Below are 25,095 nucleotides of genomic sequence, written 5' to 3'. Positions count from 1 at the left end.
CTTTCCATCACTCCTTCTAGTCATCCAATCGTTGGACTTGTCCCTGCGCAATTTCAAATAGCGCCGGCTCATCAATCTGTTCTTCCTGGACCCCATCGAGACTGGTTGTCGTCAAAAAGGTCTGAACTTTCTTTTCAATGGTTTTGAGCAAGTGGGTCTGCCGGTCATCATCCAGCTCACTCAAGACATCATCCAATAAGAGAATGGGGTATTCCCCCGTCATCTCCTGCATACACTCAATTTCTGCTAATTTCATACTTAAGACTGTGGTCCGCTGCTGGCCTTGTGAGCCAAATTTCTGGACATCCTGGCCGTTAATCAAGAATTGAAGGTCATCCCGGTGGGGGCCAGCTAAGCTCACCCCGCGGTCCAGTTCACGCGACTCGACTTCTTCAAACTTAGCCAAGAGGGCCTCATAGACATTCTCCTCAGAGGGGGCCTGGGGTAGGTCGACCGCACTCCGATAGCGCAGGCTGAGCGCTTCCTTGCCCTGGGAGATATGGTGGTGGAGCTCGCTCGCCCAGGCCTCTAACTTATCGAGGAAGGCCAAGCGCTGGCAAATAATCCGGGCGCCCGCAGCAGCCACTTGCTCCGTCAAGATCTCCAAGTAAAGCTTGTCTTGGGCCTGCTGACTGAGTAGCTGCTTTAGGTAGGCATTGCGCTGCTTTAAGATCTGCTGGTAGTCAACCGAAGTGTGCAGATAAACGGGACTCATCTGGCTGAGCTCCATATCAATAAATTTTCGCCGTAATTGTGGGGCCCCCTTGACCAGGTCCAAATCTTCGGGAGCAAAGAGCACCACATTCAAGCGGCCAATATAGTCGCTCAAGCGGCGCTGCTCGAGGTGGTTAACCTTAACCAGCTTGCCGCTTTTGGTCAGCTTGACACTTAAGGGCAGCTTGCCGAAACGGTTGCTGACCCGGCCTTCAACCAGGGCTTCCTGACTCTCCCAGCGCAAGAGCTCGCGGTCATGGTTGGTCCGGTGGCTGCGGGCTAGGGAGAGGATATAGATTGCCTCTAGGAGACTGGTCTTCCCCTGGGCATTGTCCCCAATAAAGACATTGATTCCCGGTGAAAAAGTCACCTCAGCAGACTCATAATTTCTGAAATTGAGCAGGCGGATCTCATCGAGGATCATGGGCATCATCCAAAGCCGCGCCAGAAGCACTGACAAGCTGGAAAATGGCTTCCTCAGCAGGCACTTCAACTACTGACCCTGGATAAATCTTTCGTCCTCGACGCTGGTCCTGCTCACCATCAATATAAACCGCAAATTCAGACAGGTACCATTTCGCCTGGCCACCCGTTGCAATAATGCCTGTTTCCTTCAACAATTGGGTCAAAGTCATAAAGTCACCCGTTATCTCAATGGTCTCAGTCATTGCGTCACTTCCTTTCCATCTTCCTTAGCTTCCGCTAAATAAAAAATCGCAATCCCTGCTCGAACCGGCAGAGATTTGCGATTTAGCCAAATACGAGCCAAAGCGGTCGTCGCAAATTAAAAAATCTATAGCTCATTTAGATCTATACTGTCACCTCTTATTATACCCCAAAAACCGCTTTTTTGCAAAGAGAGGGGGCTATTGGCTTGTTTTTTATTGGGAGGGAAATTCGTCTCTAAAGATTGAAAAGCCTTCTCAGGACAAAATAAGGCCGCTCTAAGAAAAAACTTGTCTTATTTTTGTGAAAGCCGAGTATTCAATCAAAAGAAGCAATCAAATAAGATAAATGAAACTTATTTCAAGCGATCGAAAGTTCTGATTGACAAAAAACGGACAAACTGCCTATAATCAAGACACAGGAAATGAATGTCTTCCTTGGGCCTAGCCCTAAACCGCTATTGATGATTCAAAAGCTGATGACTTCTGCTGTAAAGGGCAGGAGTATCAGCTTTTTTTGCTCTTTACTTAATCAAATAATCAAAGGAGTGGTCTTATGTTACTAATGAGCTTTGCTTATATCTTTATCTTTGGGCTCTTGATCGACCGGGTCTGTAAGCAGATCAAGGTCCCGAGTCTGATCGGTTTTCTCTTTCTAGGGATTGTTCTCGGTCCCCATGTCTTGAAGCTTCTCGACGGGGGAATCCTTGACCTGTCGGCTGACCTCCGCCAAGTCGCCCTCATTATTATTCTCAGCCGGGCAGGCCTGTCACTGGACATCAAGGGCTTATTGAAGGTCGGGCGACCTGCCTTACTCATGTGCTTTGTCCCAGCGACTTTCGAAATCCTAGGAACGGCCCTACTCGCCCCCAGCATTCTAGGCATTTCCCGGATCGACGCCCTGCTTTTGGGGACGGTACTGGGCGCGGTCTCGCCTGCTGTGGTGGTTCCAAAGATGATTAAATTGATGGACGAAGGCTATGGGATGGACAAGCAGATTCCCCAAATTATTCTCGCTGGATCCTCGGCCGATGACATCTACGTGCTCGTCCTCTTCTCCTCCTTCCTCGGTCTAGCCCAGGGCGGAGACTTCCAGGCCACCCAGCTCTTAAATATTCCAATTTCCATTATCCTCGGCATCCTGGTAGGCGGACTAGTCGGTGCAGGACTCAATGCCTTCTTCAAACGCTTTGATTGGCCTACTGTTAGCCAAGTGATCTTCCTTTTAGGCTTCTCTTTTGTCTTTGTTTCCCTAGAGAAGGCCTTCCCACAAGTTCCCTTCTCCGGCATCCTAGCCGTTATGAGCATGGGGATCCTGATCAACCGTTTGGACGGCAAACGCGCCCAGGACCTCTCCCGCTACTACAATGCGCTGTGGATCCCTGGTGAAATCCTGCTCTTTGTCCTGGTAGGGGCTTCCGTCAACCTGCCCTACGCCTTCCAAGCCGGCTGGCTGCCTATCCTCTTGATTGCCCTTGTCCTATGCTTCCGCGCAGTGGGCGTCCTGGTCAGCCTCAGCCATACCAATCTCAGCCTCCGAGAACGCGCCTTCAGCGTCATCGCCTACCTCCCTAAGGCCACCGTCCAAGCTGCCATTGGCGGTATCCCTCTCGCCATGGGACTCCCTTCCGGCGAAATCATCCTCACCGTCTCCGTCGTCGCCATCCTCCTCACCGCCCCCCTAGGCGCATTCGGCATCGACCTCAGCTACAAAAAATTCCTTTCAAAGGAATAATTATCCACATGTGAATAAAATCAAAGGCCTTCCCTTGAGCATGGGGAAGGCCTTTTAATGTCTTATTTTTTCATTTGTTTAACTAATAGATAAGCTATATAGGCAAGTAAGACCAAAAAGAGGGCTAGACGACGCTGGGAAGCTTCTGGGAACACTTGGATAATTAAGTTGACCAGGAGTAAAATAACTCCCATTTGCACCAGGGCCCGGACTAAGTTGCTAGGCCACTTATCAAAACCATGCTCTTCGCAAGCCTTCTTAAAATAAATTGTTGTCCAACAGGTATAGAGAGCCAAATTCTCAACAAGACGGCTAACACCTACAAAAGCCAGCGCAACATATGCCAACAAAGTCAACCAAAAAAGCACATCGGCTACTTTTCTCATAGTTTCTTCTGCCATTATGGACCACCTCTCTCTAAAACCGGTTACCTTTCTTACACTTATTATAAAATAAACAGACAAAAATATAAAATCCAAAGAAAAGACAGGTGGTCACTAGCACCATTTAAAAACATAAGAAAAGCACCCCCAGACCGGCCTCAGCTCAACAGCTAAAGCCAGATCAGGGGCGCTTTTATTTTTGTTTTTTATACAACCTAATTCCCCGGTGTCCGGATAGGCGTAATCAATTGGACAAAATTGAAGTTATCCTGGGCATTGGCTGGCAGGAGAATAAATTGGTGAGAAGGCGATTGGAAGCGCAGGGCAATCTCTTGGGCGCCAAAAGTTCTCAGGGCTTGGCGCATGTAGTCCGGGTTGAAAGAAATCGCTAGGCTTTCCCCATCAGCAGAGGAAATATTTAATTCTTCTTCCACCTCACCAACTTCGGCTGACTGACCGGATAGAACAACTTGGTCACTATCAATACTTAGTTTAACCACATTGTTACGGCCTTCGTGGCTCAGGATCAGAGCCCGTTCGATAGCGCTCAAAAGGTCTGGTGCATCAATCTGGATCCGAGTTTGATAGTCTTCAGGCAAGAGGCGGTCCGTATCAGGGTACTTACCTTCTAAGAGCCGGGAATAGAGGTAGATGTTATCGGTCTTAAAGAGAACCTGCTTATCTGCCACCATCATTTCAATGTTATCGCTATCTTCAGCAATCCGAGTCAGTTCACTCAGACTGCGACCAGGAATATTCAGGGCAAATTCTTGATCGGCTAGGCTTTCAGGAACTTCCAAGGGCACAATCCGTTGACTGAGCCGGTGGGAGTCTGTGGAAACTGCCTTGAGATGGTTATTTGCAATGACAAAATGGATCCCTGTAAAAATCGGCCGGATTTCCTGGTTGGAGACAGAGATAATGGTGTGGTTGATCACTTGGCGGAAGATATTGGCTGGAATGGTAAAGCTGGTATCGGAATCAATTTCCGGTAGCTTAGGGTATTCACTGCCTGCGGTCCCATTGAGGGTGAAGGCAGCTTGGCCAGCCGTAATATCGGTCTGTAGGTTGTCTTTAACTTCCAAGTGCATGATTTCATTGGGTAGCTTCTTAACAATTTCGCCAAAGAAACGTGAAGGTAAGACAATGGAACCTGCTTTTTCCACTTGCAATTGGTTGTCTTCATTATTGGCATCAATAAAAGCTTCGATCGAGATAGTGGAATCACTCCCGGTAAGGAGGATGCCGTTATCAGTTGCTAGAATTTTGACTCCTGTAAGGACAGGAATGGTAGTTCGTGAACTGATCGCACGTTGGACATTGCTGAGATTTTCAACGAAGACAGCACGGTTCACTGAGAATTTCATTTGAGCACTCCTTTATTTATATATATTAATATAAAGATAATAATAGTAATAGGGCCTGTTAAATCTGTGGATAAGTGGCTAATCCTTATCAGACACCTGCTTTTCCACATGTGGAAAGCCTGTTTATAAACTGGGGACTTCTTTCATAATTATCCACAGGTCCTTTTTTATTATTTTAACATAGTGAGCTTGTGGATACATTGATTAGCTATTTTTGAGTAGCTTTTCGATGTTTTCGACATCGCGTTTGACATCGGTTGATTCGTCGATTTCGCCAAGAATTTTCTCATGGGCGTGGAGGACGGTGGTGTGGTCCTTGCCGCCGAATTCTTGACCAATCTTGGGAAGGGAAGCTTCGGTAATTTCCCGGGAGAGGTACATAGCGATCTGGCGGGGGACAACGATTTCCCGCTTGCGCTTCTTGCCTTTGAGGTCTTCAACGGTGAGGTCGAAGTACTGGGCCACCGTCTCTTGGATTTCGGCAATCGAAGGCAGGGCCTGGGCCGAAGTATCCTTATAGTTGCGGAGGGCCTTGGCTGCCATGCTAGGGGTAATCTCTTCTTGGTGCATGACGGCATAGGCTTGGACGCTAGTCAGAGCTCCCTCTAATTCACGGATATTGGTATCAATCTGTCCAGCAATATAGGTTAGGGTGCTGTCCTCGATATCAATATGGTTGACCTGGGCCTTGTTGCGCAGGATAGCGATCCGCGTTTCTAGGTCAGGTGGGGTAATATCGGTCGATAAGCCCTGCTTGAAGCGGGAAACCAGCCGGTCTTCTAATTCTGGAATCTGGCTAGCGTCTCGGTCAGAGGTCAGCACAATGTGTTTGTTCTTATTATAGAGGGCATTGAAAGTATGGAAAAATTCCTCCTGGGTAGACTGCTTGTTGCCAATGAATTGGATATCATCCACGAGTAGGATATCAACCGTCCGGTACTCTTCGTGGAATTCAGAGGTTGAGTTAGTCCGAATCGCTTCAATGAAGTCATTGGTAAAGGTCTCACTGGTGACATATTTAACCCGGGCTTCGGGATTGGTTCGTAAAACTTCATGGCCGATTGCCTGCATCAAGTGGGTCTTTCCTAGCCCCACACCCCCGAAGAAGAAGAGGGGGTTGTAGTCCCGACCCGGTCCCTCAGCTACCGCTAGAGCTGCGGCATGGGCCATCTTATTACCTTCCCCAACGATGAAATTATCGAAGGTGTATTTAGGATTCAACATGGTGCTGCGGTCGTGGTAGCGGTTGGGTTTCTCTTCTTCCTGGGGACGCTGGCCGTTGAGGGTGAAGTTGGTCGCCGGTTGGCTAGCCAGATGGACGACCACATCGATGTCATAGCCTAGGTAGTTAAAGGCCACCTGGCGGATTTGGACCAGGTAGTGGTTTTCAATATGTTTCTTGTGTAGTTCAGAGCCCGCCACAAGATAGAGGGTATTATTCTCTAAACGCTCCGGACGTAACTCTGAAAACCAGGTTTCGTGACTGGCTTTTGAGAGTTCTTCTTTAAAATAATTGTCAATATACTCCCAAAGTTTCATCATTTCTTCCATGCGTATATCTCCTTAATAAACAAATTTGTATATCGTTCCTATCGTGGATAACTTATGATAAGCAGCAAGGAAAAGATCATTTCAATAAAAAAAGCTAAGTTATCCCCAAATTAATGGTAATAAAAGGATAACATGAAAAAAAGTCTTTTTCCACAGATAATTAAGCTGTGAATAGAAATTATCCCAAGTTGTGATTAAATTTATCCACAAACTGTGGAAACTTACTGGTATAAATGGGGATAATTTGCTCTTGTGGATAGTTTCAAGTATTAAAAAGCTCTTTTATCAACACTTTCCAAGACTTATTCACAGCTGTGGATAACAATTAACATTCTGTTGATATGTCCACAAGCCTGTGAAGAAGGCTGGGAAAACTTACCCACAAGTCGCTTTATCCACCTCCTTGTTTAAAAGAAATCCACAATTGTGAAGAAAAAAATAGAAATTTATCCGAAAAAGGGCTTGAGTCAATCGCTTGTGTTATGGTAAAATAACCCTTGTGTTGACATTCAACTTTTCAATAGCAAGTCGACAGGTTGAAATCAAATGATAAAAACATTCAATCATCATAGGAGGTGTAGTCATGAAGAGAACCTACCAACCAAATAAACGTTCACGCCAAAAGAAACATGGTTTCCGTAAACGTATGAGTACTAAAAACGGACGTCGCGTATTAGCAGCTCGCCGTCGTAAAGGAAGAAAAGTTATTTCTGCTTAAGACCACAAAAGCTGTGGTCTTATTTTTTTTAGGGGGGATTTAAATGCGTAAGGCCTATCGGGTGAAATCTGAAGCAGACTTTGGTCGGGTCTTCCACCAAGGTAAAAGTACTGCAAACCGTCAGTTTGTTGTTTATACTATAGATAAGGAACAAGCGCATTTTCGCCTGGGGATCTCCGTCGGTAAGAAGATTGGCAATGCGGTGACTCGTAACTATGTCAAGCGCCGGATCCGCCAGTCCGTTTATGAACTGCGAGATGCCATTCGCCCTAACCAAGACTTTATTGTAATTGCCCGTAAACCCACGGCCCAGATGTCCATGGCTGAAATTAAGAAGAGCCTCGAGCACGTCTTCAACTTAGCTGGCATCTTTAAATCCTAGGCCAGGCAGTCGGGCTGGACGACAGATATTTGGGAGGAGTCAATTGAAATCAAAATTTTGGACCAAAAAAAAGCTAAGCCTTAGCTTAGTCTTAATGGCCTTGCCCCTCTTCTTGGGGGCTTGTGCAACGGCACGTGAACCCATCACAGCGGAATCTACCGGTTTTTGGGACCGCTATATTGTCTATAGTTTCTCGCGTTTGATTATCTGGCTATCAGACCTCTTCGGAGGGAATTACGGCCTAGGGATTATTATCTTTACCTTAATCATTCGCCTAGTCCTGGTGCCTCTCTACCATTATCAGATTAAGAGCACAGAAAAGATGCAGGTAGTCCAACCTGAAATGCAGGCCCTGCGTGAAAAATATGCCTCAAAGGACCCAGAAACCCAGCAAAAGCTGGAAGAGGAAATGGCCAAGCTTAATGAGAAGTATGACTATAATCCCCTCTCAGGCTGTCTGCCTATGCTGATCCAATTGCCTATTCTTATGGGTCTCTACCAGGCGATCAGCCGGACCGAAGTGCTCAGCAATGGTCACTTCTTATGGATGGAACTCGGTCAACCAGACCCTTACTTTATCTTACCTGTCCTAGCTGCCGCTTTAACCTGGTACAATACCCGCCTGATGACGATCGGCAACCCGCAAAGTAACCAGAGCATGGCTGCCATGCAGTGGATGATGCCTGCCATGATTCTCTTTATGGGGGCGACGCTGCCAAGTGCTATCGCTCTCTACTGGGTGGCATCGAATGCCTTCACCATTGGTCAGACGCTCATTTTGAATAACCCTTATAAGAAGCGGGAAGCCCGCTTAGAGAAGGAAAAGGCGGAGCGCGACCTCGAGAAACGTTTGGAAAAAGCTAAACGCCACCCACGGACGACCAAAAAGAAGCGCTAAGCAATGAAAGAGTCAATGAGTGAAAGGAGTTTGAAGCAAGCATGCAAGCCAAAATATTTCAAGCCGACTCTGTGGAAGCCGCCATCAAGGCTGGTTTAAAAGAATTAGGAGTCGCCCAAGAAGAAGTTGAAGTGGAAGTGCTGCAGGAAGCACGCAAGGGTTTCCTAGGCATTGGGGCCCGTGATGCCATTGTTAAATTATTTGTCAAGGCAGCTGATCACTCAGAAGAAGGCCAAACAGAAGCTACAGAGGATGCTGACGATCCAGATGACCCCGTTAGCAAGTCGGTCGCTGATCCGACCAATGAGGCGAGTACGTCCTCTGTCTATGTCGCAGACGATAAGCAAGCCCGGAGCCAACAAGGGCATGATCCCGCTAGCGATTCTGTCGAAGAAGTCCAAGCGATTTCAGCTGAAGAAGCGCCTGTCCTCGCGAAGGATGAGGCCCAGGAAGACGGCCGTCCCCTAGCTGACCCTGTCCAAGAATCCGTTTCTGAAGAAGAAACAGGCGTTGAGACGAGCAAGCAAGAAGAAGCAGTCCAAGACGTGGACACCGAAGAAGTAGCAGCTGCAGAAGAGGTGGAAGCTAGTACTCAAGCTTCAGAACAGGCCGATCAAGCGGGACGCCAAGAGGAGGAAGAAGACACATCGGTTGAAGAGGAAAATGACAAAGTTTTCTACGATGTCGACTTCCCCGCCCGTTATATTATTGATGTCTGCGAAGCTTATGGGGTTGACGTTACAGTAGATGTGGAGGATCATGATCGCGAGATTATCTACCACATTAATACCGATAAGCCAGGCCTCGTCATCGGCAAACACGGTAAGATCTTGAATTCCCTAGAAGCCCTAGCCAAGGTACTCGTCCACCGGCATGTCCGTAACCGCGTCAATGTTGTAGTTAATGTCGGCGACTACCGGGAACGCCGCTTGAAGACCTTGGAACGCTTGGCGGAACGCACAGCAGATGAAGTGACGGTCAAACAATCCTCCGTCCAACTCTCCCCCTTGCCCGCCAACGAGCGAAAGATCGTCCATCAAGCCCTCTCCAAGTATGACCACATCGAAACCCGGTCCGAGGGTCGCGAGCCCCACCGGTATTTGATTGTTGACTATCGCCACTAGGGTGTGAGAGGGTGCGGGAGAAAGGGACCTCTGGAGTAAAATGCCAGAGAAGGCTGCAAGCCTTCGACGGCAATTTGCGAAGAGGAGCCCTTTCTGCATCCTCGAACCCGACTTGAAGGGTGCGAGACTTGGCGCTTAGGCTTGGATGATTGGAGCAAAACAGAATAAGAGCGAAGCATTCGCTCGTTTCTGTTTTGTGAAATCACTCCAAGTCTGCCAAGTCGAACCCGACTAAAAAGGGTGAGAGCAGTTGCGTCCAGACTTGAATGACTGGAGCCCAAACGGAAAAGAGCGGCTTTAGCCGATCGTTCCGATTGGGTGAAGTCACTTCAAGTCTGCAACTGCGAACCCGACTAAAGGCCGCGAGCAAGCACCCTAAAATTTAAACAAAGAAAAAGATGAAGGACTCTCAGTATCCTTCATCTTTTTTTCTTATCTTAGTCGATTAAGTAGGCAACTAGGTCTTCGAAGCGGTCAAAGACTTGGTCGGCTCCTGCGTCTAGCATCTTTTGGCGGATTTTTTCTTTTAATTGGTCTTGGTCAGTGGCTGATAGGGCCTCGAATTCTTCCTGGCTTAGGGCCATTTCAGAAGAGCCTTCGATAACGGCACAGGATAGGACGCCAGCGTGTCGACCTTCTTTGATATCTGTTAGGGTATCCCCAATTTTTACGACCTCATCAACACTTTCAATCTCAAAGTGCGCCATGTTAGCGAAAATCATGTAGGGGTAGGGACGTCCGAGATGCCCAACTTGTTCTGACGTGACGGAGTAGTCTGGAGCATAGCCTTGGTCAGCAGCAGCTGGTTCAACGAGTTCCATCATTTCAGCGGTGTAGCCGGTGCTAGCCCCGATAGAGATGCCAGCTTGCCGTAATCTGTCTATACCTTCGACAACACCAGGCTTGGGTTGGGCGTATTCAGGAGCCTTTAGGGTGTCTAGGATGGCTTCGTTAAAGTTGCTGTAGAGGGATTCGACATCCTCTTCATTGGGGGCCTTGCTGTAGGTATCCGTCCAGGCTGCTTCAATGCGCGGCATTTGGAGCATGGTGCGGATATGGTCTTTTTTGCCCATGCCCATGGGTTGGCGTAATTCCTCATCACTTACCGAGATATCAGCCTTTTCGAAGGCTAATTTTAGGGCTTGGATGGGAGCGAAACAGCCATAGTCGACAGTCGTTCCAGCCCAGTCACAGATCAATAATTTAGTTTTTGTCATTGTTATTTTCCTCCATATAAGCTTTAAAAATGTCTAAGACGCGTTCGATATCTTCAGGGTAAATCTCACCGATATTACCGATGCGGAAGGTATCGACATCGGTGAGTTTACCGGGATAGATCACATAACCCCGTTCTTTGATGTAGTGGTACATATCTTGGAAATCCCAGGTTTGCCCTTCTGGATAGAGGAAGGTCGTGATGATTGGTCCTTGATTTTCTTTAGGGACATAGGCTGTAAAACCGAGGGCTTCCATCCCTTCCTGTAAGAGTTCTTGGTTCTTCTGATAGCGGGCGTGCTGGGCTTCTACCCCGCCGCGCTCCTTAAATTCCTTGAGGGCTTCATTGAAGGCCATGACCACATGGGTAGGGGAGGTATACCGCCATTTCCCGTCTTTAGCCATCTCTTGGTATTGGTCGAAGAGGTCTAAAGAGAGAGTAGAAGAATTCCCCTTGCTGGCTTCAATCAAGTCCTTGCGTACAATCACAATGGCGAAGCCAGGAACGCCTTGGATGCACTTATTGGCGCTGGTGATGAGGGCATCGATAGGGGTCATATCAATGGGGACCCCACCGAAGCTGGACATGGCGTCGACAAAGAAGAAGCAATCGTGGGCCTTGGCAACCTGGGCGATGTCAGCAATCGGATTGAGAATGCCTGAAGTCGTCTCAGAGTGGACCATCATGACATGGCTAATGTCAGGATTATTGTCGAGTAGGCAGTCCAAGACTTGGGGATCGTGGACTTCATCATAGCCAACCTTGTAAGTCTCATAGTCTAAGTGCTGGTAGTCAGCCATCTGGAGCATCCGTTCACCGTACTTACCATTAGATAGGATCAGGAACTTAGAACCGGGATAGCTGAAGGTCGACAAACAGGCCTCGACAGCATAGGACCCACTGCCCTGGAGGAGAATGCTTGTGTAGCGCTCAGGATCCACTCCAGCAATCTGGAGCAAGTCGTGGCGGATCTTTTGGGTGACGGCTTTATAATCCTCGTCCCAGGTACAATAATCGAAGTCCATGGCTTGGCGGACACGGTCTGTCACTGTGAGGGGGCCGGGCGTGAGTAATTTATAGGGAGTCAAAATAAACACTTCTTTCTAAACAAAAATTATTGTTGGGCTTGTTCCTTGGCTTTTTGAGAAATTTCTTGGTGTTTGGCCAATAATTCAGCAGTCAAGGCTTCGTCGAATTGTTTAGGCTTGGCGGATTGTTTGCTGGCGTCGGTTTCTTCACCTTCATAGAGGGCAACAGGATAGAATTCTTGAACCTTAGGGCGGCCCTTCTTGATAATAGCTTCACTCATTTTTTGGGCGAGTTCAGCCTTTTCACTGTCTTCTTTGTCGATAACAGCAACTGATTCGGTGAGGGAGAAGTTCCCTTCTGCTGGGTCAATAAGAGAAATAGGTGCCCCTTCATTTTGTTTAACAGCAACTTGGTGGCGTAAACCAAAGCCGAATGGAACTTCCCCGCTGACAACCTTATTCAATGGGCCAGAACCGGAAGATTCGATATGGTTGCTGGCATTCTTGTAGATCCCGGCAAGGATATCTTGGGCTTCAGCTTCACCGTATTCAGCGATTAGGGCTTGGACCATTAACCAAGCAGTGGATGAGGAATCAATGTCGACTACAGCAACTTTGCCTTCATATTTAGGATCTGCCAAGTCTTTGATGGACTGTGGCAAGTCTAAGTTTTCAGATTTAACCATTTCATCATTAACGATGATGGCTCCTTCTTGGACAGTTAGAGGAGCGGCGTAGCTCGGAAATTCTTGTTGGGTATTGACGTCCCAAGCGAGGTCTTGGAACATTTGATGTTGGTTTTGGGCAGATTCTAGGTAGAAGGTTGACATGGTGACCATATCAGCTTCGATGTCTTTGCCTTCAGCGAGGAGTTTGCCTCCTAATTCAGAGGTGCCGAAGGTTTGGATCTCGTATTGGCCTTCATAGCCTTCTTCATTTAGGCTGCTTTCAATGGCTGCAATAGCTTCGTCATCCGCATTGGAGTAGATAATGACCTTGTCGGAAGAGGATGAACAAGCGCTCAGAGGTAAGGCGATTAAGCAGACCAGGGCGAGTAAAGAGAGTAGCGATTTTTTGAATCGTTTCATTTTAATGAGCCTCCATTTTCTTTTGATTGCGTTGGCTGAGATAGTTAAAGACGGCACGTACGATTAAATTCGTGAGGAAAAGCATGATAGATAGGATGAAGACCTCGTTGAATTTATTGTAGTACTGGAGTTCTTGGATCTTGGTTGTCATGAGGATGGTCCGTGTTGAATATAGGAAAACGACAGCGGAGATGGTTACCATGGAATTGGTAAAGTAATAACTCATGACTTCGAGAAGGGCAGTGACCGCATTGGGAGTCAGGATCCGCCAAACGGTTTGGAAGAAGTTATCTCCCATGAGGGCGGCCGTGGTTTCCCAAGATTTAGAGAGCTTGTCGAGACTGCTCTTCAGGGTGAGGTAGGGGGTAGAGAAGTAGTGGATAATATTAGCAATAATGATGATCGTGAAGGTTGATTTAAGTGGAGTTCCATTGATCACCAAGAGGAAGGCTAGCCCCAGCACCATACCCGGAATCGTATTGGAGATGGTAGCCATGAGGTCGATAGCTTTTTGGATGATCGGGCGCTGCTTGCTCCGAGTTGTGAGAATGGCAGCAAAGTAAGCCAGCCCCGTACCGATGACAGCAACTAAGAGACTGATGAAGAGCGAGTTGGTGAAGGCCTTGGTAATGGTTGAATCCTTGAAGGCTGACACCAAGTGCTTGCTGGTCCAGGACAGGTTGTAAGGCCAAGACTCTGTGAAAGGTACAATGAAGATCGGGATGAAGATAATAATGATCAAGGCGATCACTAATAGAGATAAGATCGCAAAGCAGAGGTCGCGGCCCTTGTTCTCCTTGGCCCTAAAATCAGAGAAATTGTCGTATTCAATGGATTTTTTGTCCAAGTAGTGGAGGATGGCCATGGAGATTACGGATGGTAGGAGCATGAGTAGAGAAATCACGGCCCCATGATTGAAATTAGGAATGGTTCCTAGCATTTGGTTGTAGAGGGAGGTCGCAATGACTTCATAGCTCCCACCGATATAGGAAGGGATCCCATAATCAGTAAAGGCCATAAAGAAGGCTTGGATAACAGCAGCTCCTAGTGACGGAAGGAGGGGCACCAGGATGGTCGTCCAGACCCGCTTGAGATAAGTGTCTCCCATCAAGCGCGACACAAGAGTGAAACGCTTATCAATAAAGGTCATCCCGTTATTGATCATCAGGAAGGTCACGGGCAGGGTATAGATGGTATAGCCGAGCAAGAGCCCTTTGAAACCATAAAAATCAGGAGCTTCCATATTTAAGAGCCGGGTAAAGAGTCCCTGGTTACCGATGGAATAGATGATGGTAAAGCCATAAGTAATTGTCGGTAGCAGCATGGGGATCATAATCAACAAGCTCAGAGCCCGCTTGAGACCTGGGGACATGTTGGTAAAATTAACCCCAAAGGCCATTAAGAAGGCAATCACTACTGAGAGGAGCGCCGAGCTGAGGGCAATCACCAAACTGTTCTTAAACACTTGCCCAATATTGCCGGCTTGGAAGACATTTTGGAAGTGCTGGAGGGTAAAGTGTCCATCTTCTAGGAAAGCAACCATAAAGGAATTAATTAAAGGATAGACCAGGGCCAAGAGGAAGAAAGCAATGATGATCCAGCTGAGGATAGTACTTGTCTTTGACTCTCTCATCCTAGACCCTCTCCTTTACCGGTTCTTCCTGGAAGAGGCCGACAATATTGTCGCGTTTGATTCGCAACTGGTTCAGAATGAATTGGTCCACGAAATCAGTCGCTGGTTGGCTAACAATCTTTTGGCTGGCTGAATATTGTTCCACATGGCCTTGGTTTAAGATGATGACTTTATCGGATAGGGTCAGTGCTTCTTCAGGATCGTGGGTTACCATGATGGTCGTCAATTGGTATTTCTTAGCGATGGTATGGATGCGCTCCTTAATCTGTTCTTTGATGACCCCATCCAGTGCACTGAGGGGTTCATCGAGGAGGAGGATCTTAGGTTTCATCACCAGGGTTCGTGCCAGAGCGACCCGCTGCTTCTGACCACCCGATAATTGACGGATAGATTTCTCCAGGTGCTTCTCCAAGTTGAGCAATTGGATGAGGTCTTGGACCTCTGCTTGACTCGAAATCTCGGGATTATTCTTTAGGCCGTAGGTGATGTTGTCATAGACATTAAGGTTAGGGAAGAGGGCATAGTCTTGGAAGACAATATTAAAGCCACGTTTTTCCATGGGGGTATCGGTAATATCTTTGCCCTGGTAGAGAATTTGACCAGAACTTGCTGGAATCAGGCCGAGGATGAGGTTCAAGAGGGTGGTCTTGCCGCATCCAGATGGACCGAGGATGGAGACGATGTCGCTATCTTCAATCGTGAGATTGATATCGTGGAGGACTTGGGTGTCGCCATAGCTCTTGGTGATATTGATTAACTCAAGCAAGATAAGGACTCCTTTCAATAGACATATTTTTACATTGATTAACATTAGTTCGAACTAACTCAAGTATACACAGCTAATGTAAACTTGATGTAAAAATGCCGTTAATTATCAGTAAATTATTCCCGGTATTTGACCCTCCAAAGCATTCAAAATTGACAATTTATGTTAAGATTTGTAAAGAAGAAAGTAAAATAGAGGAAAGGAAGGGGTTGGGATGCTCCAAGCTGAACGCCACAAAAAGATTCTTGAACTATTGGCTAGCCAGCAGGTGGTCAAAACTTCTGAATTGAGTGATTACTTTAATTTATCTAGACAAACCATCCATAATGATATTGACGTGATGGAAAGCAAGGGACTCTTGCAGAAGGTTCACGGTGGAGCAGTCTCCAACAAGGTTGCCATCGAACCGGAAGCCCACCAGCGTAAGCAACACTTTCCTAAAGAAAAGGATGCTATCGCTCGTCAAGCTGCCCAATTCGTGAAGGAAGGGGAGACCCTTTTTATTGATATGGGGACCACCACTGCCGCCATGGTTCCTTATCTTTCAGCCTTCAACCAATTAACCATTATCACCAATAATGTCCAAGTTGCTATCGATTTAAGGGAGAAGGCTGCCTTTACTGTGATCCTACTGGGCGGTAATTTAAGGGTCAAGGAAATGTCGACTTCCGGTCCAGACACTGTCCTGGCCTTAAAGAAGTATTATGCAGACCGGTGTTTCTTGGGGGCGAGCGGCGTCTCAGCTGACCAGGGTTTTACCGACTACCATCTCGATGAGAACCAGGTCCGCCGGCAGATGATTGCCAATGCGGAACATAATTACGTCCTCTGCGACCATTCCAAGTTAAACCAGCATACCCTCGAACAGTTCGCCCCTCTGTCAGCGATTGAGACCCTGATTGTAGACGCTTGCCCAGATGCTAATTTGAAGAAGGTTCTTCTCGACCAAGGCCTAAATCTTATTGAAACTAGCCCAGAGGTCAGCCCTTAAGCTGCCCAGGCTGGTGCTTTTCAAGACTGGTCCAGCATGCTATAATGCCAGAGAGTGCGTTCGGAAGATATGGAGGTTCGTTATGACAGTTAAATTACTTGCTATTGATATGGATGAGACCCTCTTGCGGTCGGATAAGACCTATGATGCGGCAGCCTTCTTGGAAATTGTCCAAGACTTACAAAAACGCGGTGTGGTCGTCTGCATCGCCAGTGGCAATAGCCTATCCAAGTTGGAATACTACCTGTCCGGGTCTCTGCAAGACTTAGTTTACTTGGCCGGTGAGAATGGCAATGTCATCGAAAAGGACGGCCAGCGGATTGAAGAGAAGGTGATTGCCCTCGATGACTTACTAGCCCTGGACCGAGAAGTCCACGCCAACCCTTACTATAGTTCCCTGGTCAGTGCCGGTGACCGCTTCTATTCCACCCGCCTATTGGAAGAGAATGAGGCCAATATCCGCATCTACTGTCCAGACATTATCTCCTTGTCTTCCTATGCTGAACTTGAAGATTTGGGCCACCATCCGGTCAAATTAGCTGTGAATTCTTTTGAAGGACTAGCTGCCAATAAGGAATTTGTGACTCAAATGAACGCCAAATTCCCTCGTATCACAGGGGTAACTTCCGCGACCATGTGGATGGACTTTATCAATGCGGATGGCGGCAAGGGGTCGGCTGTGCGCTACTTGCAAGATAAGTATCAGATTCAACCAGAAGAGACTATGGCCTTCGGGGATAGCCTGAATGATGCTTCTATGATGGGAGAAGTGGGCTATTCGGTTGCCATGTCCAACGCCGACCCCGACCTCAAGTCCCTCTGCCGCTACGAAATCGGCAGCAATAACGAAGGGGCTGTGCTCCAAGTCCTCAACCGCTATTTGGAAGCAGGGAATTTGGACTTTATGGAAGAATTTGTGCGGTCAGCTGACTAGAAAAAATCCAGCGCAAGTAGTTTACAAATACCAAAAGAATCGGTATAATATGGTCGACTTTATATTTAACATTAAGCAACGACAGTCAAAGTGTCCGTCTGCTGCCTAGTTTCTAGGGGGCAGACTAGGCACTTTTTTTATTAGAAAAATTAAAAATAACGACTAGCTGACTTAGACACTAAGAATGATAAGGAAAGGGAGCGTGGGTTTATGTTTACGGAAGCTTTTGATACGATTGCTGCGATTTCGACGGCGCCTGGTGAAGGGGCGATTGGGATTGTGCGCCTGTCAGGGACGGAAGCGGTTGAGATTGCGGATAAGATTTATCGGATGGGGAAGAAGCACTTGGTGGACCAAGATAGTCACACCATCCACTACGGGCATATTGTGGACCCCAAAACGGACGAGGAAATTGATGAAGTTATGGTGAGCGTGATGCGGTCGCCGCGGACCTTTACCCGGGAAGATATTGTGGAGATTAACTGCCATGGGGGAATGCTGGCGACCCAGCGGATCTTGGAATTGGCCCTGCGCGAGGGCTGCACCATGGCGGAACCGGGGGAATTCACCAAGCGGGCCTTCCTGAACGGGCGGATTGACTTGACCCAGGCGGAAGCCGTGATGGATGTGATCCGGGCTAAGACTGACCGGTCCATGCAGCAGGCGGTCAACCACTTGGACGGCCACTTGTCTTCCATTATCAAGGACCTGCGCCAGGACATCCTCAATACCCTGGCCCAGGTCGAGGTGAACATTGATTACCCGGAATATGATGATGTGGAAGAGATGACCCTCTCCTTGCTCGCTGAGAAGACAGCCCAAGTTAAGGAAGGCATCCAGTCCCTACTAGCCACCTCCAAGCAAGGGAAGATCCTGCGTGATGGTCTGAATACCGCTATTATCGGCCGCCCTAATGTGGGCAAGTCCAGCTTGCTCAATACCTTGCTTAGAGAAGACAAGGCCATCGTGACCGATATCGAAGGGACCACCCGCGACACCATTGAAGAATATGTCAATGTCCGCGGCGTGCCCTTGAAACTGATCGATACGGCCGGGATCCGGGAAACCGATGACCAGGTGGAAAAAATCGGCGTGGAACGGTCCCGCCAAGCCTTAGAACAAGCGGACCTGGTCCTTCTTTTGCTCAACCAGAGCGAGCCTTTGACCGATATGGACCGGGAATTATTGGAACTAACGTCAGGGAGCCAGCGGATTATCATCTTCAATAAGACCGACCTCCCCCAAAAACTTGATCGGACCGAATTAGCGACCTACTTAGGCGATGATCCCGTGATCGAAACGTCGATGGTCGAACGGAGTGGCTTGGATCGCCTAGAAGAAGACATTGCAGACCTCTTCTTTAGCGGGCAGACGGGCGAACGGGATGCCACTTATGTGACTAATTCCCGCCACATCGACCTCTTGCAGAAGGCCGACCAAGCCCTGGATGATGTGGAAGCGGGAATTGCAGCCGGCATGCCGGTAGACCTCATCCAGATCGACTTTACCCGGGCTTGGGACTTGCTGGGTGAAATTACCGGCGAGAGCGCTCCTGATGAACTGATTACCCAACTCTTTACCCAATTCTGTTTGGGCAAGTAATGGACATAAAGAAAGGATGAAAGAATGGTAGAACAATTTGCAGCTGGAGACTATGATGTCATTGTTGTTGGTGCTGGCCATGCAGGCTGTGAGGCGGCGCTAGCGACATCTCGGATGGGACAAAAGACCCTCCTTATCACGATTTCTATCGATATGGTGGCCTTCATGCCTTGTAACCCCTCGATCGGTGGGCCGGCTAAGGGAGTTGTCGTCCGCGAAATCGATGCCCTCGGTGGTGAAATGGGGGTCAATATCGATAAGACCTACATCCAAATGCGGATGCTCAATGTGGGCAAGGGGCCGGCTGTGCGTGCCCTTCGCGCCCAAGCCGACAAGGAAGCCTATGCCCGGACCATGCGCCAAACCGTCGAAGCCCAAGAAAACTTAGACTTGCGCCAAGGCATTGTCAGTGACTTAGTTGTTGAAGAAGGCCAGTGTCGGGGCGTCATCACGGAAACTGGAGCGGTCTTCCGTAGCCAGGCCGTTATTCTAACCGTTGGGACAGCTGCCCGGGGTGAAATTATTATCGGCGACCTGAAATATTCTTCTGGTCCCAATAACTCCCAGGCAGCCACTGAACTGACCAAGAACCTAGCTGAGAAATATGGCTTTGACATTGTCCGCTTTAAGACCGGGACTCCACCCCGTGTGGCCAAGGATAGTGTCGACTATGACCAAACCAGCATCCAACCTGGGGACGAAACGCCCCACCACTTCAGCTTCCTCTCTGATGACGAAGACTACCTACCCGCTGACGAGCAGATTCCATGCTGGTTGACCTATACCAATGAAGGTACCCATGAGATTATCCGCGAAAATTTAGACCGGGCGCCTATGTTCACGGGGATTGTGGACGGGGTCGGTGCTCGTTATTGCCCATCCATTGAAGACAAGATTGTGCGCTTTGCCGACAAGGACAAGCACCAACTCTTCTTGGAACCGGAAGGCCGCTATACCAATGAAATCTATGTTCAAGGCCTGTCCACCTCCATGCCTGAAGAAGTCCAAGAAGCTATGATCCACTCCATCAAGGGCTTGGAAAAGGCCCGCATTATGCGTGATGGCTACGCTATCGAATATGATGTGGTTCGACCTAACCAATTGAAGATGACTTTTGAAACCAAGCATATTGACAACCTCTATACAGCTGGCCAGACTAATGGGACCTCGGGCTATGAAGAAGCAGCTGGCCAAGGTCTCTATGCAGGGATTAATGCGGCCTTGAAGATCCAGGGCAAGGACCCCTTCATTATTGGTCGTGACGAAGCTTATATCGGCGTCATGGTGGATGACCTGGTCACCAAGGGGACGACGGAACCCTACCGCCTCCTCACTTCCCGGGCCGAATACCGGCTCCTCCTCCGCCACGACAATGCCGACCTGCGCCTGACCGAATACGGCCGCCAGCTCGGCCTGGTAACGGACGAGCGCTACCAACGCTATCTCTTCGAACAAAATGCCGTCATGTCCGAGCTCAACCGCCTACAAACGACCCGGCTCAAGCCAACTGCTGAGCTCCAAGCTTACCTAGAGGACAAGGGGTCTTCCCGCTTGAAGGACGGCATCCTGGCCGCTGACCTCCTCAAACGCCCCGAACTCAAGATTACTGATATCTTGAAATTCGCCCCATCCGACACCGACTACCCCCACGAAGTCTGGGACCAAGTCGAAATCCAAGTCAAATACGCCGGCTACATCGAAAAAGCCCAGCGCAACGTTGACAAACTCCACCGGATGGAATCCAAGGTCATCCCTGAAGACATCGATTGGGATGCTATTGAAGGTATCGCCACCGAAGCCCGCCAACGCCTCGCCGAAATCGGCCCTCGCACCCTGGCCCAAGCCAGCCGCGTCTCCGGCGTCAACCCCGCCGACATCTCTATCCTTGCTGTCTACTTACAATCAGGGAAAGTTAAGAGGAGGGTGTAGAATATAAATTGTGCTAGTGAGCATCCGTTATGCTTTTGAATTTGATCCTTAAATATTCAGAGGATCAACACTGGCTAAAGCCGTCTTGTACTTTATCCGTAAGTCGCTATCGCTCCAACGGCTAAAGCATAGCACCGGTTCGAGCCATGGTCTCTCACCTAGCGAGATTCAAACGGTTCGTACGGCTAGAGCCTACGATCCGTAATTCTCTTCGCTTGCTTTTTCATGGCTAAGGATCAAATTCAAAGCTCCACTCTTGCTCATAAGGACCTGGTTAAGTAATTTTGATTCAATTCTTAGTATGCAGTATCACTAAAAATCAAAGAGTGTCTATCTTACTGTATTCTGAAATTCGATCTTCTCTACCTCTAATCAACCTTCAAACAAAAGCCTGGATTGTGGGTTGGCTGCTGTCAACACACAATCGAGACTTTCGAGTGGGGATTGCTGGGTTTCAAGACACAGTCGGGGTCTTCGAATGGGGCTTGCTAGATTCCAACACCCACTCAAGCCCTTCGAGTGAGGCTTACTGGGGGCTAACACACACTCAAGTGTCTCGAGTGTGGTCTGGCCTTATCAAGAATCGCTAAAAAATAAGGAAAACCAAGCCTACAAGGATGAAGGACCTTGTAGGCTTGGTTTTTCTGCTTGTGCTAAGTAAGGCCCAGGCCTTAAGTCAGCGCTATTCCAATCCAATAAATAAAATCGACCAGCAGCTCCGAGCCTTCAGAAGCTTGCTGGTCGTATACAATATGATTTATTTTTCCTTTGACTTCCGAGCCCGTTGATCCTTCACTGCTAGAAGGAGGAAGAGGGCGGTGGATAGGCTGAGTAAGAAATATTGGATGCTTTGATCTGCATGGACAAAAGCTATCAGGTTGAAAAATAGAAAAAGATAGATTAATGAATTAGAATGTTTCATACATTTAAAAGTAAGTCGGCCTTACCTTTGCTTCACCTCCTATCACTGACGATCTTTCTTGCCTTCTTCATAGAAATACTTGGCCAAGCGGGTCAGTGGCCAACACATAATGGCTATAGAGATGACAAAAATGAAGAGGCGGAAGAAGTAGTTCTCCCAAGAGTCAAAGTCGCGGAAAATACTGAGGACAGAATAGACAATAAAAATCCGAGTCGAATAGCCGATCAATTGATTTTTATACTGCTTAAAGAAATCCATGAAATCCCTCTATTTCTTAGTCTTCGGTCTGCGAAAGACCATACCTAAAATACCAGCAAGGATGAAAAAGGAAAGAGAGAGGAGCATCCGATGGCTAGGTGAGGAGAAGTGCTCGATCAGCAAGATGTAATTACTAATGAGCAGACCAGCTATAATGAGCAATTTGATTAATTCCGGTGTGCGGTATAAGAATTGGTGAACTCTATCCATAAAACGCCTCTCCTTTCGCTGTCTGTCTTTCATTTACACTTTTATTTTAACAAGAATAAGAAGCGCTTTCAAAGAGCTTGCCTTCTATTCGCTATTTATGAAGCAATTCTTATATGGTTCATTGTTCCTTAATCGAAATGACCGTTCCGTCAAGAGAATTGCTTACTCAGTTTCTATATTCACTAGGTGCTTTAGCGGCAAGTTCAATTCCCAGCAACTAGTCCATCCCTTTTCTCATGAATCTTTTAGGGGGCTAAGCTTGACTTTTCGATCAAAGATTGCCAAAATGATCGAATACAATGATATTGGTGAAGCTTTTAGAGTGGAGGTAGAATATGACGAGAAGTTTACGGGGAAATGACCAAGCCATGCCCTGGCCGGTGATTCTCCTGATGAGTGTGATTACATTATTAGCGATTATTTCTGAACTGCTGCCTGCGGGTTTGTTGCGGGAGATGGGTGAGAGCCTGTCAGCGGATTATTCCATGGTGGGTCAGTTCGTGGGGGCCTATGCCTTGACAGCCGCCTTGGGAGCGATTCCCGTGACCCGGCTAGTGACCAAGGTCAACCGCCGTCCCCTCTTGATCGCGGTAGTCTTAGGCTTTGGCCTGGGAAATTTACTGACGGCCATCTCGCCTTACTTCTGGTTGGTTATGGGGGCCCGCTTGATCGGTGGGGTCTGTGCCGGCTTGATGTGGTCCATGTTGGCGGCCTACACCCTGCAGATGGTGCCGGCTGCCCATGCTGGTCGGGCGGTAACCCTGGTCTTCTCAGGTTCAACGATTGGCCTGAGCCTGGGCGTGCCCTTGATGACTTACATCGGCCAGGCCATGCACTGGCGGCTGGCCTTTGGGATGGTGGCGCTAGGTTTCTTCATCGTCGCCGCTCTGGGTTATAAGCTCCTGCCCTCAGTCCCTGGCCAATCCAGCGCTCACTTGATCAGCCCCAAGGATATGGTGAAGAACCGCAATGTGATGATGGTCGTTGTCCTCACCTTCCTCTTCGTCTGCGCCCACTACACCAGCTATGTCTACATTCAAATGATTGCTGAACGCTTGGGCATGGGCCTTCAAGCCATGCAGATTGTCTTTGGACTCGGAGCTATCTGTGCGGTGGTTGCGGTGGCCCGTCTCATCGACGACCATCTCAAGTCCATTATGCTGACGGTTTTTATCATCGGAATTATCGCTATGGCCATCTTCATCTGGGGCGCTTCCTCGCTCTGGTTGGGCTTCATCGGTATGTTCCTCTGGGGGCTCAGCTTCGGTCCGATTTCGACTTTGATGCAGACAGCCACCACCCGGCAAACCTCAGAAGGCCAAGACATTGCCATCTCTCTGCAGACGACTAGTTTCGACCTGTCGATTATGATTGCTAGTGGGGTGGGGGCCTTCCTCTTGAAGTCATTTGGCCTGTCCGCGACCCTGCTCTTTGCCATCTTTATGTTCGTCCTGGGCCTTGCCCTAGTGGTGACCCATCCTAAGAATTTTGAATAAAGTTATTCTTTACGAAACGAGCGGTGCTCGTGAGCATCCGTTGCGCTCCTGTTTATAGTGCTTGGTAAATAAAATACTAATTATTGAAGTGATGAAATTGAATCGTTCTATATTAGTTAGTATTGGTGACCAGTGGCTAAAGTGTTATAAACTTACTAGCTAAATCCTCCTAGGCACGGACTTGGGAGGATTTTTTTGTGGAAGGAAGTATGCTATACTGACAGTGATAATAGACGAGAAGGAGTCGATCGGAATGAAACGTGTGGTATTCCATGTCCATGAAATGAAAGCATGGCCAACCTTATTTACGTATTTAGAAAAAGCCTATGAAGTAAGCCCTGACCTTAAAGCGGTAGTTGTTGCCAATGGGGCAGCTGTCCGTCTGGCTGACCGTGAGGAGCTCCTCGACCAGGCCAAGCCTTGGTTAGACCGCGGAGTGACCTTCGAACTCTCCAAACCCAGCCTAGAGCGGGAGGGCATTGACGAAGACCGAGTGGCCCAAGTCGGCCTAGCTGTCGCTCTGGATGGGGTAGCAGCCCTGATTGACTACCAACACGACCGCTATGCCTACATTAGAGTCTAGGAGGCGCCATGAATCCCGAACAATTCCAAAAACAAGTCCAAGACGCAGGTCTCTCACTGACCGACCAACAAATGGCCCAATTCGCCCGTTACTATGAACTCTTGGTCGAATGGAACGAGAAGATGAATCTCACTGCCATTACCGACCGCGATGAGGTCTACCTCAAGCACTTCTACGATTCCCTGACCCTGGCCTTCCACGTTGACCTCAGCCGTCCGCTGACCCTAGTGGACGTCGGAGCAGGCGCAGGCTTCCCAAGTATCCCGCTCAAGATTGCCTTCCCAGAGCTCCAGGTCACGATCGTGGACAGCCTCAAAAAACGGATTGGCTTCCTGGATACGGTCATTGACGAACTCGGCTTAGACCAGGTTCAAGCCATCCACGACCGGGCCGAAACATTCGGTCAGAACAAGGCCCACCGTGCCCACTATGACCTAGCCACCGCCCGCGCCGTGGCTCGGCTCTCTGTCCTCGCCGAATTCTGCCTCCCCCTAGTCAAAAAAGACGGCCTCTTCGTTGCCATGAAGGGGGCCCAGGCAGAAGACGAACTCGCGGACGCCAAGAAAGCCATCGCCACCCTCGGCGGAAAATTCCTAGAAGACATCGCCTTCGAACTCCCCGAAAACGCCGGCGAACGCCACATCATCCGCATCGCCAAGAAAAAAGAAAGCCCCAACAAATACCCCAGAAAACCCGGCACCCCAGCCAAAAAACCAATTCAGTAAACACAGGGTGTGAGGGCTAGCGGGAGAAATAGCCCTCTGGAGCCAAGAGCCAGAGAAGACTGCAAGTCTTCGGCGGATCTTTGTGAAGAGGAGCTATTTCTGCTAGCCTGAACCCGACTAGGAAAGGGTGAGAGCAAGAGCGATTAGCTTTGGATGCTTGGAGTAAGTCGGAATAAG

At 48.5% G+C, this 25,095-nt stretch carries 23 protein-coding genes and 1 riboswitch; of the genes, 12 read left to right on the top strand and 11 right to left on the bottom strand.

The features are described 5' to 3' along the window. Positions 1 to 16: 16 nt before the first annotated feature. A complete protein-coding gene (gene recF, locus HMPREF3090_RS06505) occupies positions 17 to 1,138 on the bottom strand; it encodes a DNA replication/repair protein RecF (RefSeq protein WP_067973640.1) in 1,122 nt (373 codons plus the stop codon). After that, positions 1,125 to 1,382, bottom strand: coding sequence for a S4 domain-containing protein YaaA (gene yaaA, locus HMPREF3090_RS06500; protein ID WP_067973643.1), 258 nt, complete (start codon positions 1,380 to 1,382; stop codon positions 1,125 to 1,127). Before yaaA ends, recF begins: the two co-directional genes overlap by 14 nt. Positions 1,383 to 1,791: 409 nt before the next feature. Further along, positions 1,792 to 1,875, top strand: a riboswitch (Fluoride riboswitch). A 60-nt stretch (positions 1,876 to 1,935) separates the two neighbouring features. Between yaaA and HMPREF3090_RS06495 the strand changes: the two genes are divergently transcribed. Continuing rightward, entirely contained in the window at positions 1,936 to 3,114 is a 1,179-nt protein-coding gene (locus HMPREF3090_RS06495) for a cation:proton antiporter (protein WP_067973646.1), read from the top strand. 62 nt (positions 3,115 to 3,176) lie between these two features. On the opposite strand, the gene HMPREF3090_RS06490 is transcribed toward HMPREF3090_RS06495, so the two are convergent. The 3 genes from HMPREF3090_RS06490 to dnaA form a co-directional block, all read right to left on the bottom strand. Further along, positions 3,177 to 3,515, bottom strand: a complete 339-nt coding sequence (locus HMPREF3090_RS06490) for a hypothetical protein (protein ID WP_067973649.1) — start codon at positions 3,513 to 3,515, stop codon at positions 3,177 to 3,179. 197 nt (positions 3,516 to 3,712) lie between these two features. Further along, entirely contained in the window at positions 3,713 to 4,864 is a 1,152-nt protein-coding gene (gene dnaN / locus HMPREF3090_RS06485; RefSeq protein ID WP_067973653.1) for a DNA polymerase III subunit beta, read from the bottom strand. A gap of 204 nt (positions 4,865 to 5,068) precedes the next feature. Beyond that, on the bottom strand, positions 5,069 to 6,415 hold the full coding sequence (dnaA, locus tag HMPREF3090_RS06480) for a chromosomal replication initiator protein DnaA (RefSeq protein ID WP_067973656.1): 1,347 nt from the start codon (positions 6,413 to 6,415) through the stop codon (positions 5,069 to 5,071). A gap of 583 nt (positions 6,416 to 6,998) precedes the next feature. Here dnaA and rpmH point away from each other — a divergent pair. Genes rpmH through jag form a run of 4 tightly spaced genes read left to right on the top strand, consistent with a single transcriptional unit; the run spans position 6,999 to position 9,537 of the window. Further along, positions 6,999 to 7,133, top strand: a complete 135-nt coding sequence (rpmH, locus tag HMPREF3090_RS09655) for a 50S ribosomal protein L34 (protein WP_083272416.1) — start codon at positions 6,999 to 7,001, stop codon at positions 7,131 to 7,133. Positions 7,134 to 7,176: 43 nt separating this feature from the next. Continuing rightward, complete coding sequence (gene rnpA / locus HMPREF3090_RS06475) at positions 7,177 to 7,515, top strand: ribonuclease P protein component (protein WP_067973659.1); 339 nt, start codon at positions 7,177 to 7,179, stop codon at positions 7,513 to 7,515. Positions 7,516 to 7,558: 43 nt separating this feature from the next. Further along, positions 7,559 to 8,413 (top strand): membrane protein insertase YidC, encoded by an 855-nt coding sequence (gene yidC / locus HMPREF3090_RS06470; protein ID WP_230080837.1) that lies wholly within the window; start codon positions 7,559 to 7,561, stop codon positions 8,411 to 8,413. 41 nt (positions 8,414 to 8,454) lie between these two features. Continuing rightward, on the top strand, positions 8,455 to 9,537 hold the full coding sequence (gene jag, locus HMPREF3090_RS06465) for an RNA-binding cell elongation regulator Jag/EloR (RefSeq protein ID WP_067973662.1): 1,083 nt from the start codon (positions 8,455 to 8,457) through the stop codon (positions 9,535 to 9,537). A 437-nt stretch (positions 9,538 to 9,974) separates the two neighbouring features. Here the strand turns inward: jag and phnX are convergent, their stop codons facing one another. From phnX to HMPREF3090_RS06440, 5 genes are read right to left on the bottom strand one after another with little or no spacing between them, the layout of a single operon-like run. Beyond that, a complete protein-coding gene (phnX, locus tag HMPREF3090_RS09920) occupies positions 9,975 to 10,754 on the bottom strand; it encodes a phosphonoacetaldehyde hydrolase (protein WP_067973665.1) in 780 nt (259 codons plus the stop codon). After that, the gene (locus HMPREF3090_RS09915) at positions 10,741 to 11,841 is read right to left on the bottom strand and encodes a 2-aminoethylphosphonate--pyruvate transaminase (RefSeq protein WP_198434464.1); all 1,101 of its coding nucleotides are present in this window, start codon (positions 11,839 to 11,841) and stop codon (positions 10,741 to 10,743) included. Before HMPREF3090_RS09915 ends, phnX begins: the two co-directional genes overlap by 14 nt. Before the next feature lie 26 nt (positions 11,842 to 11,867). Continuing rightward, on the bottom strand, positions 11,868 to 12,869 hold the full coding sequence (locus HMPREF3090_RS06450; RefSeq protein WP_067973669.1) for an ABC transporter substrate-binding protein: 1,002 nt from the start codon (positions 12,867 to 12,869) through the stop codon (positions 11,868 to 11,870). A gap of 1 nt (position 12,870) precedes the next feature. Further along, positions 12,871 to 14,502, bottom strand: coding sequence for an ABC transporter permease subunit (locus HMPREF3090_RS06445; protein ID WP_067973672.1), 1,632 nt, complete (start codon positions 14,500 to 14,502; stop codon positions 12,871 to 12,873). 1 nt (position 14,503) lies between these two features. Further along, positions 14,504 to 15,268: an ABC transporter ATP-binding protein gene (locus HMPREF3090_RS06440; protein ID WP_067973678.1), complete on the bottom strand. Its 765-nt coding sequence runs from the start codon at positions 15,266 to 15,268 to the stop codon at positions 14,504 to 14,506. Between the two features lie 214 nt (positions 15,269 to 15,482). Between HMPREF3090_RS06440 and HMPREF3090_RS06435 the strand changes: the two genes are divergently transcribed. The 4 genes from HMPREF3090_RS06435 to mnmG all read left to right on the top strand — a co-directional run bounded on the left by HMPREF3090_RS06435 (position 15,483) and on the right by mnmG (position 20,724). Then, a complete protein-coding gene (locus HMPREF3090_RS06435) occupies positions 15,483 to 16,259 on the top strand; it encodes a DeoR/GlpR family DNA-binding transcription regulator (RefSeq protein WP_070486196.1) in 777 nt (258 codons plus the stop codon). Positions 16,260 to 16,341: 82 nt separating this feature from the next. Next, complete coding sequence (locus tag HMPREF3090_RS06430) at positions 16,342 to 17,193, top strand: HAD family hydrolase (protein WP_067973685.1); 852 nt, start codon at positions 16,342 to 16,344, stop codon at positions 17,191 to 17,193. A 210-nt stretch (positions 17,194 to 17,403) separates the two neighbouring features. Next, a complete protein-coding gene (gene mnmE / locus HMPREF3090_RS06425; RefSeq protein ID WP_067973690.1) occupies positions 17,404 to 18,795 on the top strand; it encodes a tRNA uridine-5-carboxymethylaminomethyl(34) synthesis GTPase MnmE in 1,392 nt (463 codons plus the stop codon). 24 nt (positions 18,796 to 18,819) lie between these two features. Next, positions 18,820 to 20,724, top strand: a complete 1,905-nt coding sequence (gene mnmG, locus HMPREF3090_RS06420; RefSeq protein ID WP_067973693.1) for a tRNA uridine-5-carboxymethylaminomethyl(34) synthesis enzyme MnmG — start codon at positions 18,820 to 18,822, stop codon at positions 20,722 to 20,724. A gap of 964 nt (positions 20,725 to 21,688) precedes the next feature. Here mnmG and HMPREF3090_RS06415 read toward each other — a convergent pair. Next, the gene (locus HMPREF3090_RS06415; protein WP_067973697.1) at positions 21,689 to 21,904 is read right to left on the bottom strand and encodes a hypothetical protein; all 216 of its coding nucleotides are present in this window, start codon (positions 21,902 to 21,904) and stop codon (positions 21,689 to 21,691) included. 545 nt (positions 21,905 to 22,449) lie between these two features. On the opposite strand from HMPREF3090_RS06415, the gene HMPREF3090_RS06405 reads away from it, so the two are divergent. The 3 genes from HMPREF3090_RS06405 to rsmG all read left to right on the top strand — a co-directional run bounded on the left by HMPREF3090_RS06405 (position 22,450) and on the right by rsmG (position 24,918). Further along, positions 22,450 to 23,610: an MFS transporter gene (locus HMPREF3090_RS06405; RefSeq protein ID WP_067973704.1), complete on the top strand. Its 1,161-nt coding sequence runs from the start codon at positions 22,450 to 22,452 to the stop codon at positions 23,608 to 23,610. Between the two features lie 253 nt (positions 23,611 to 23,863). Continuing rightward, on the top strand, positions 23,864 to 24,193 hold the full coding sequence (locus HMPREF3090_RS06400) for a DsrE family protein (RefSeq protein ID WP_067973707.1): 330 nt from the start codon (positions 23,864 to 23,866) through the stop codon (positions 24,191 to 24,193). Positions 24,194 to 24,201: 8 nt separating this feature from the next. Continuing rightward, positions 24,202 to 24,918, top strand: a complete 717-nt coding sequence (gene rsmG / locus HMPREF3090_RS06395; protein ID WP_067973711.1) for a 16S rRNA (guanine(527)-N(7))-methyltransferase RsmG — start codon at positions 24,202 to 24,204, stop codon at positions 24,916 to 24,918. The last annotated feature ends 177 nt before the right edge of the window (positions 24,919 to 25,095 follow it).

Origin of the sequence: Aerococcus sp. HMSC23C02 (genome assembly GCF_001806805.1) — a bacterium.
GTDB lineage: Bacteria > Bacillota > Bacilli > Lactobacillales > Aerococcaceae > Aerococcus > Aerococcus sanguinicola.
The sequence above is the reverse complement of the archived record's forward strand: the minus strand, read 5'-3'. Positions and strand labels throughout refer to the sequence as shown.

Excerpts from the sequence above, each read along its gene's own strand:
- recF (WP_067973640.1), bottom strand. The coding sequence starts at position 1,138 with ATGATCCTCGATGAGATCCGCCTGCTCAATTTCAGAAATTATGAGTCT.
- yaaA (WP_067973643.1), bottom strand. The coding sequence starts at position 1,382 with ATGACTGAGACCATTGAGATAACGGGTGACTTTATGACTTTGACCCAA.
- HMPREF3090_RS06495 (WP_067973646.1), top strand. The coding sequence starts at position 1,936 with ATGTTACTAATGAGCTTTGCTTATATCTTTATCTTTGGGCTCTTGATC.
- HMPREF3090_RS06490 (WP_067973649.1), bottom strand. The coding sequence starts at position 3,515 with ATGGCAGAAGAAACTATGAGAAAAGTAGCCGATGTGCTTTTTTGGTTG.
- dnaN (WP_067973653.1), bottom strand. The coding sequence starts at position 4,864 with ATGAAATTCTCAGTGAACCGTGCTGTCTTCGTTGAAAATCTCAGCAAT.
- dnaA (WP_067973656.1), bottom strand. The coding sequence starts at position 6,415 with ATGGAAGAAATGATGAAACTTTGGGAGTATATTGACAATTATTTTAAA.
- rpmH (WP_083272416.1), top strand. The coding sequence starts at position 6,999 with ATGAAGAGAACCTACCAACCAAATAAACGTTCACGCCAAAAGAAACAT.
- rnpA (WP_067973659.1), top strand. The coding sequence starts at position 7,177 with ATGCGTAAGGCCTATCGGGTGAAATCTGAAGCAGACTTTGGTCGGGTC.
- jag (WP_067973662.1), top strand. The coding sequence starts at position 8,455 with ATGCAAGCCAAAATATTTCAAGCCGACTCTGTGGAAGCCGCCATCAAG.
- phnX (WP_067973665.1), bottom strand. The coding sequence starts at position 10,754 with ATGACAAAAACTAAATTATTGATCTGTGACTGGGCTGGAACGACTGTC.
- HMPREF3090_RS06450 (WP_067973669.1), bottom strand. The coding sequence starts at position 12,869 with ATGAAACGATTCAAAAAATCGCTACTCTCTTTACTCGCCCTGGTCTGC.
- HMPREF3090_RS06445 (WP_067973672.1), bottom strand. The coding sequence starts at position 14,502 with ATGAGAGAGTCAAAGACAAGTACTATCCTCAGCTGGATCATCATTGCT.
- HMPREF3090_RS06435 (WP_070486196.1), top strand. The coding sequence starts at position 15,483 with ATGCTCCAAGCTGAACGCCACAAAAAGATTCTTGAACTATTGGCTAGC.
- HMPREF3090_RS06430 (WP_067973685.1), top strand. The coding sequence starts at position 16,342 with ATGACAGTTAAATTACTTGCTATTGATATGGATGAGACCCTCTTGCGG.
- mnmE (WP_067973690.1), top strand. The coding sequence starts at position 17,404 with ATGTTTACGGAAGCTTTTGATACGATTGCTGCGATTTCGACGGCGCCT.
- mnmG (WP_067973693.1), top strand. The coding sequence starts at position 18,820 with ATGGTAGAACAATTTGCAGCTGGAGACTATGATGTCATTGTTGTTGGT.
- HMPREF3090_RS06415 (WP_067973697.1), bottom strand. The coding sequence starts at position 21,904 with ATGGATTTCTTTAAGCAGTATAAAAATCAATTGATCGGCTATTCGACT.
- HMPREF3090_RS06405 (WP_067973704.1), top strand. The coding sequence starts at position 22,450 with ATGACGAGAAGTTTACGGGGAAATGACCAAGCCATGCCCTGGCCGGTG.
- HMPREF3090_RS06400 (WP_067973707.1), top strand. The coding sequence starts at position 23,864 with ATGAAACGTGTGGTATTCCATGTCCATGAAATGAAAGCATGGCCAACC.
- rsmG (WP_067973711.1), top strand. The coding sequence starts at position 24,202 with ATGAATCCCGAACAATTCCAAAAACAAGTCCAAGACGCAGGTCTCTCA.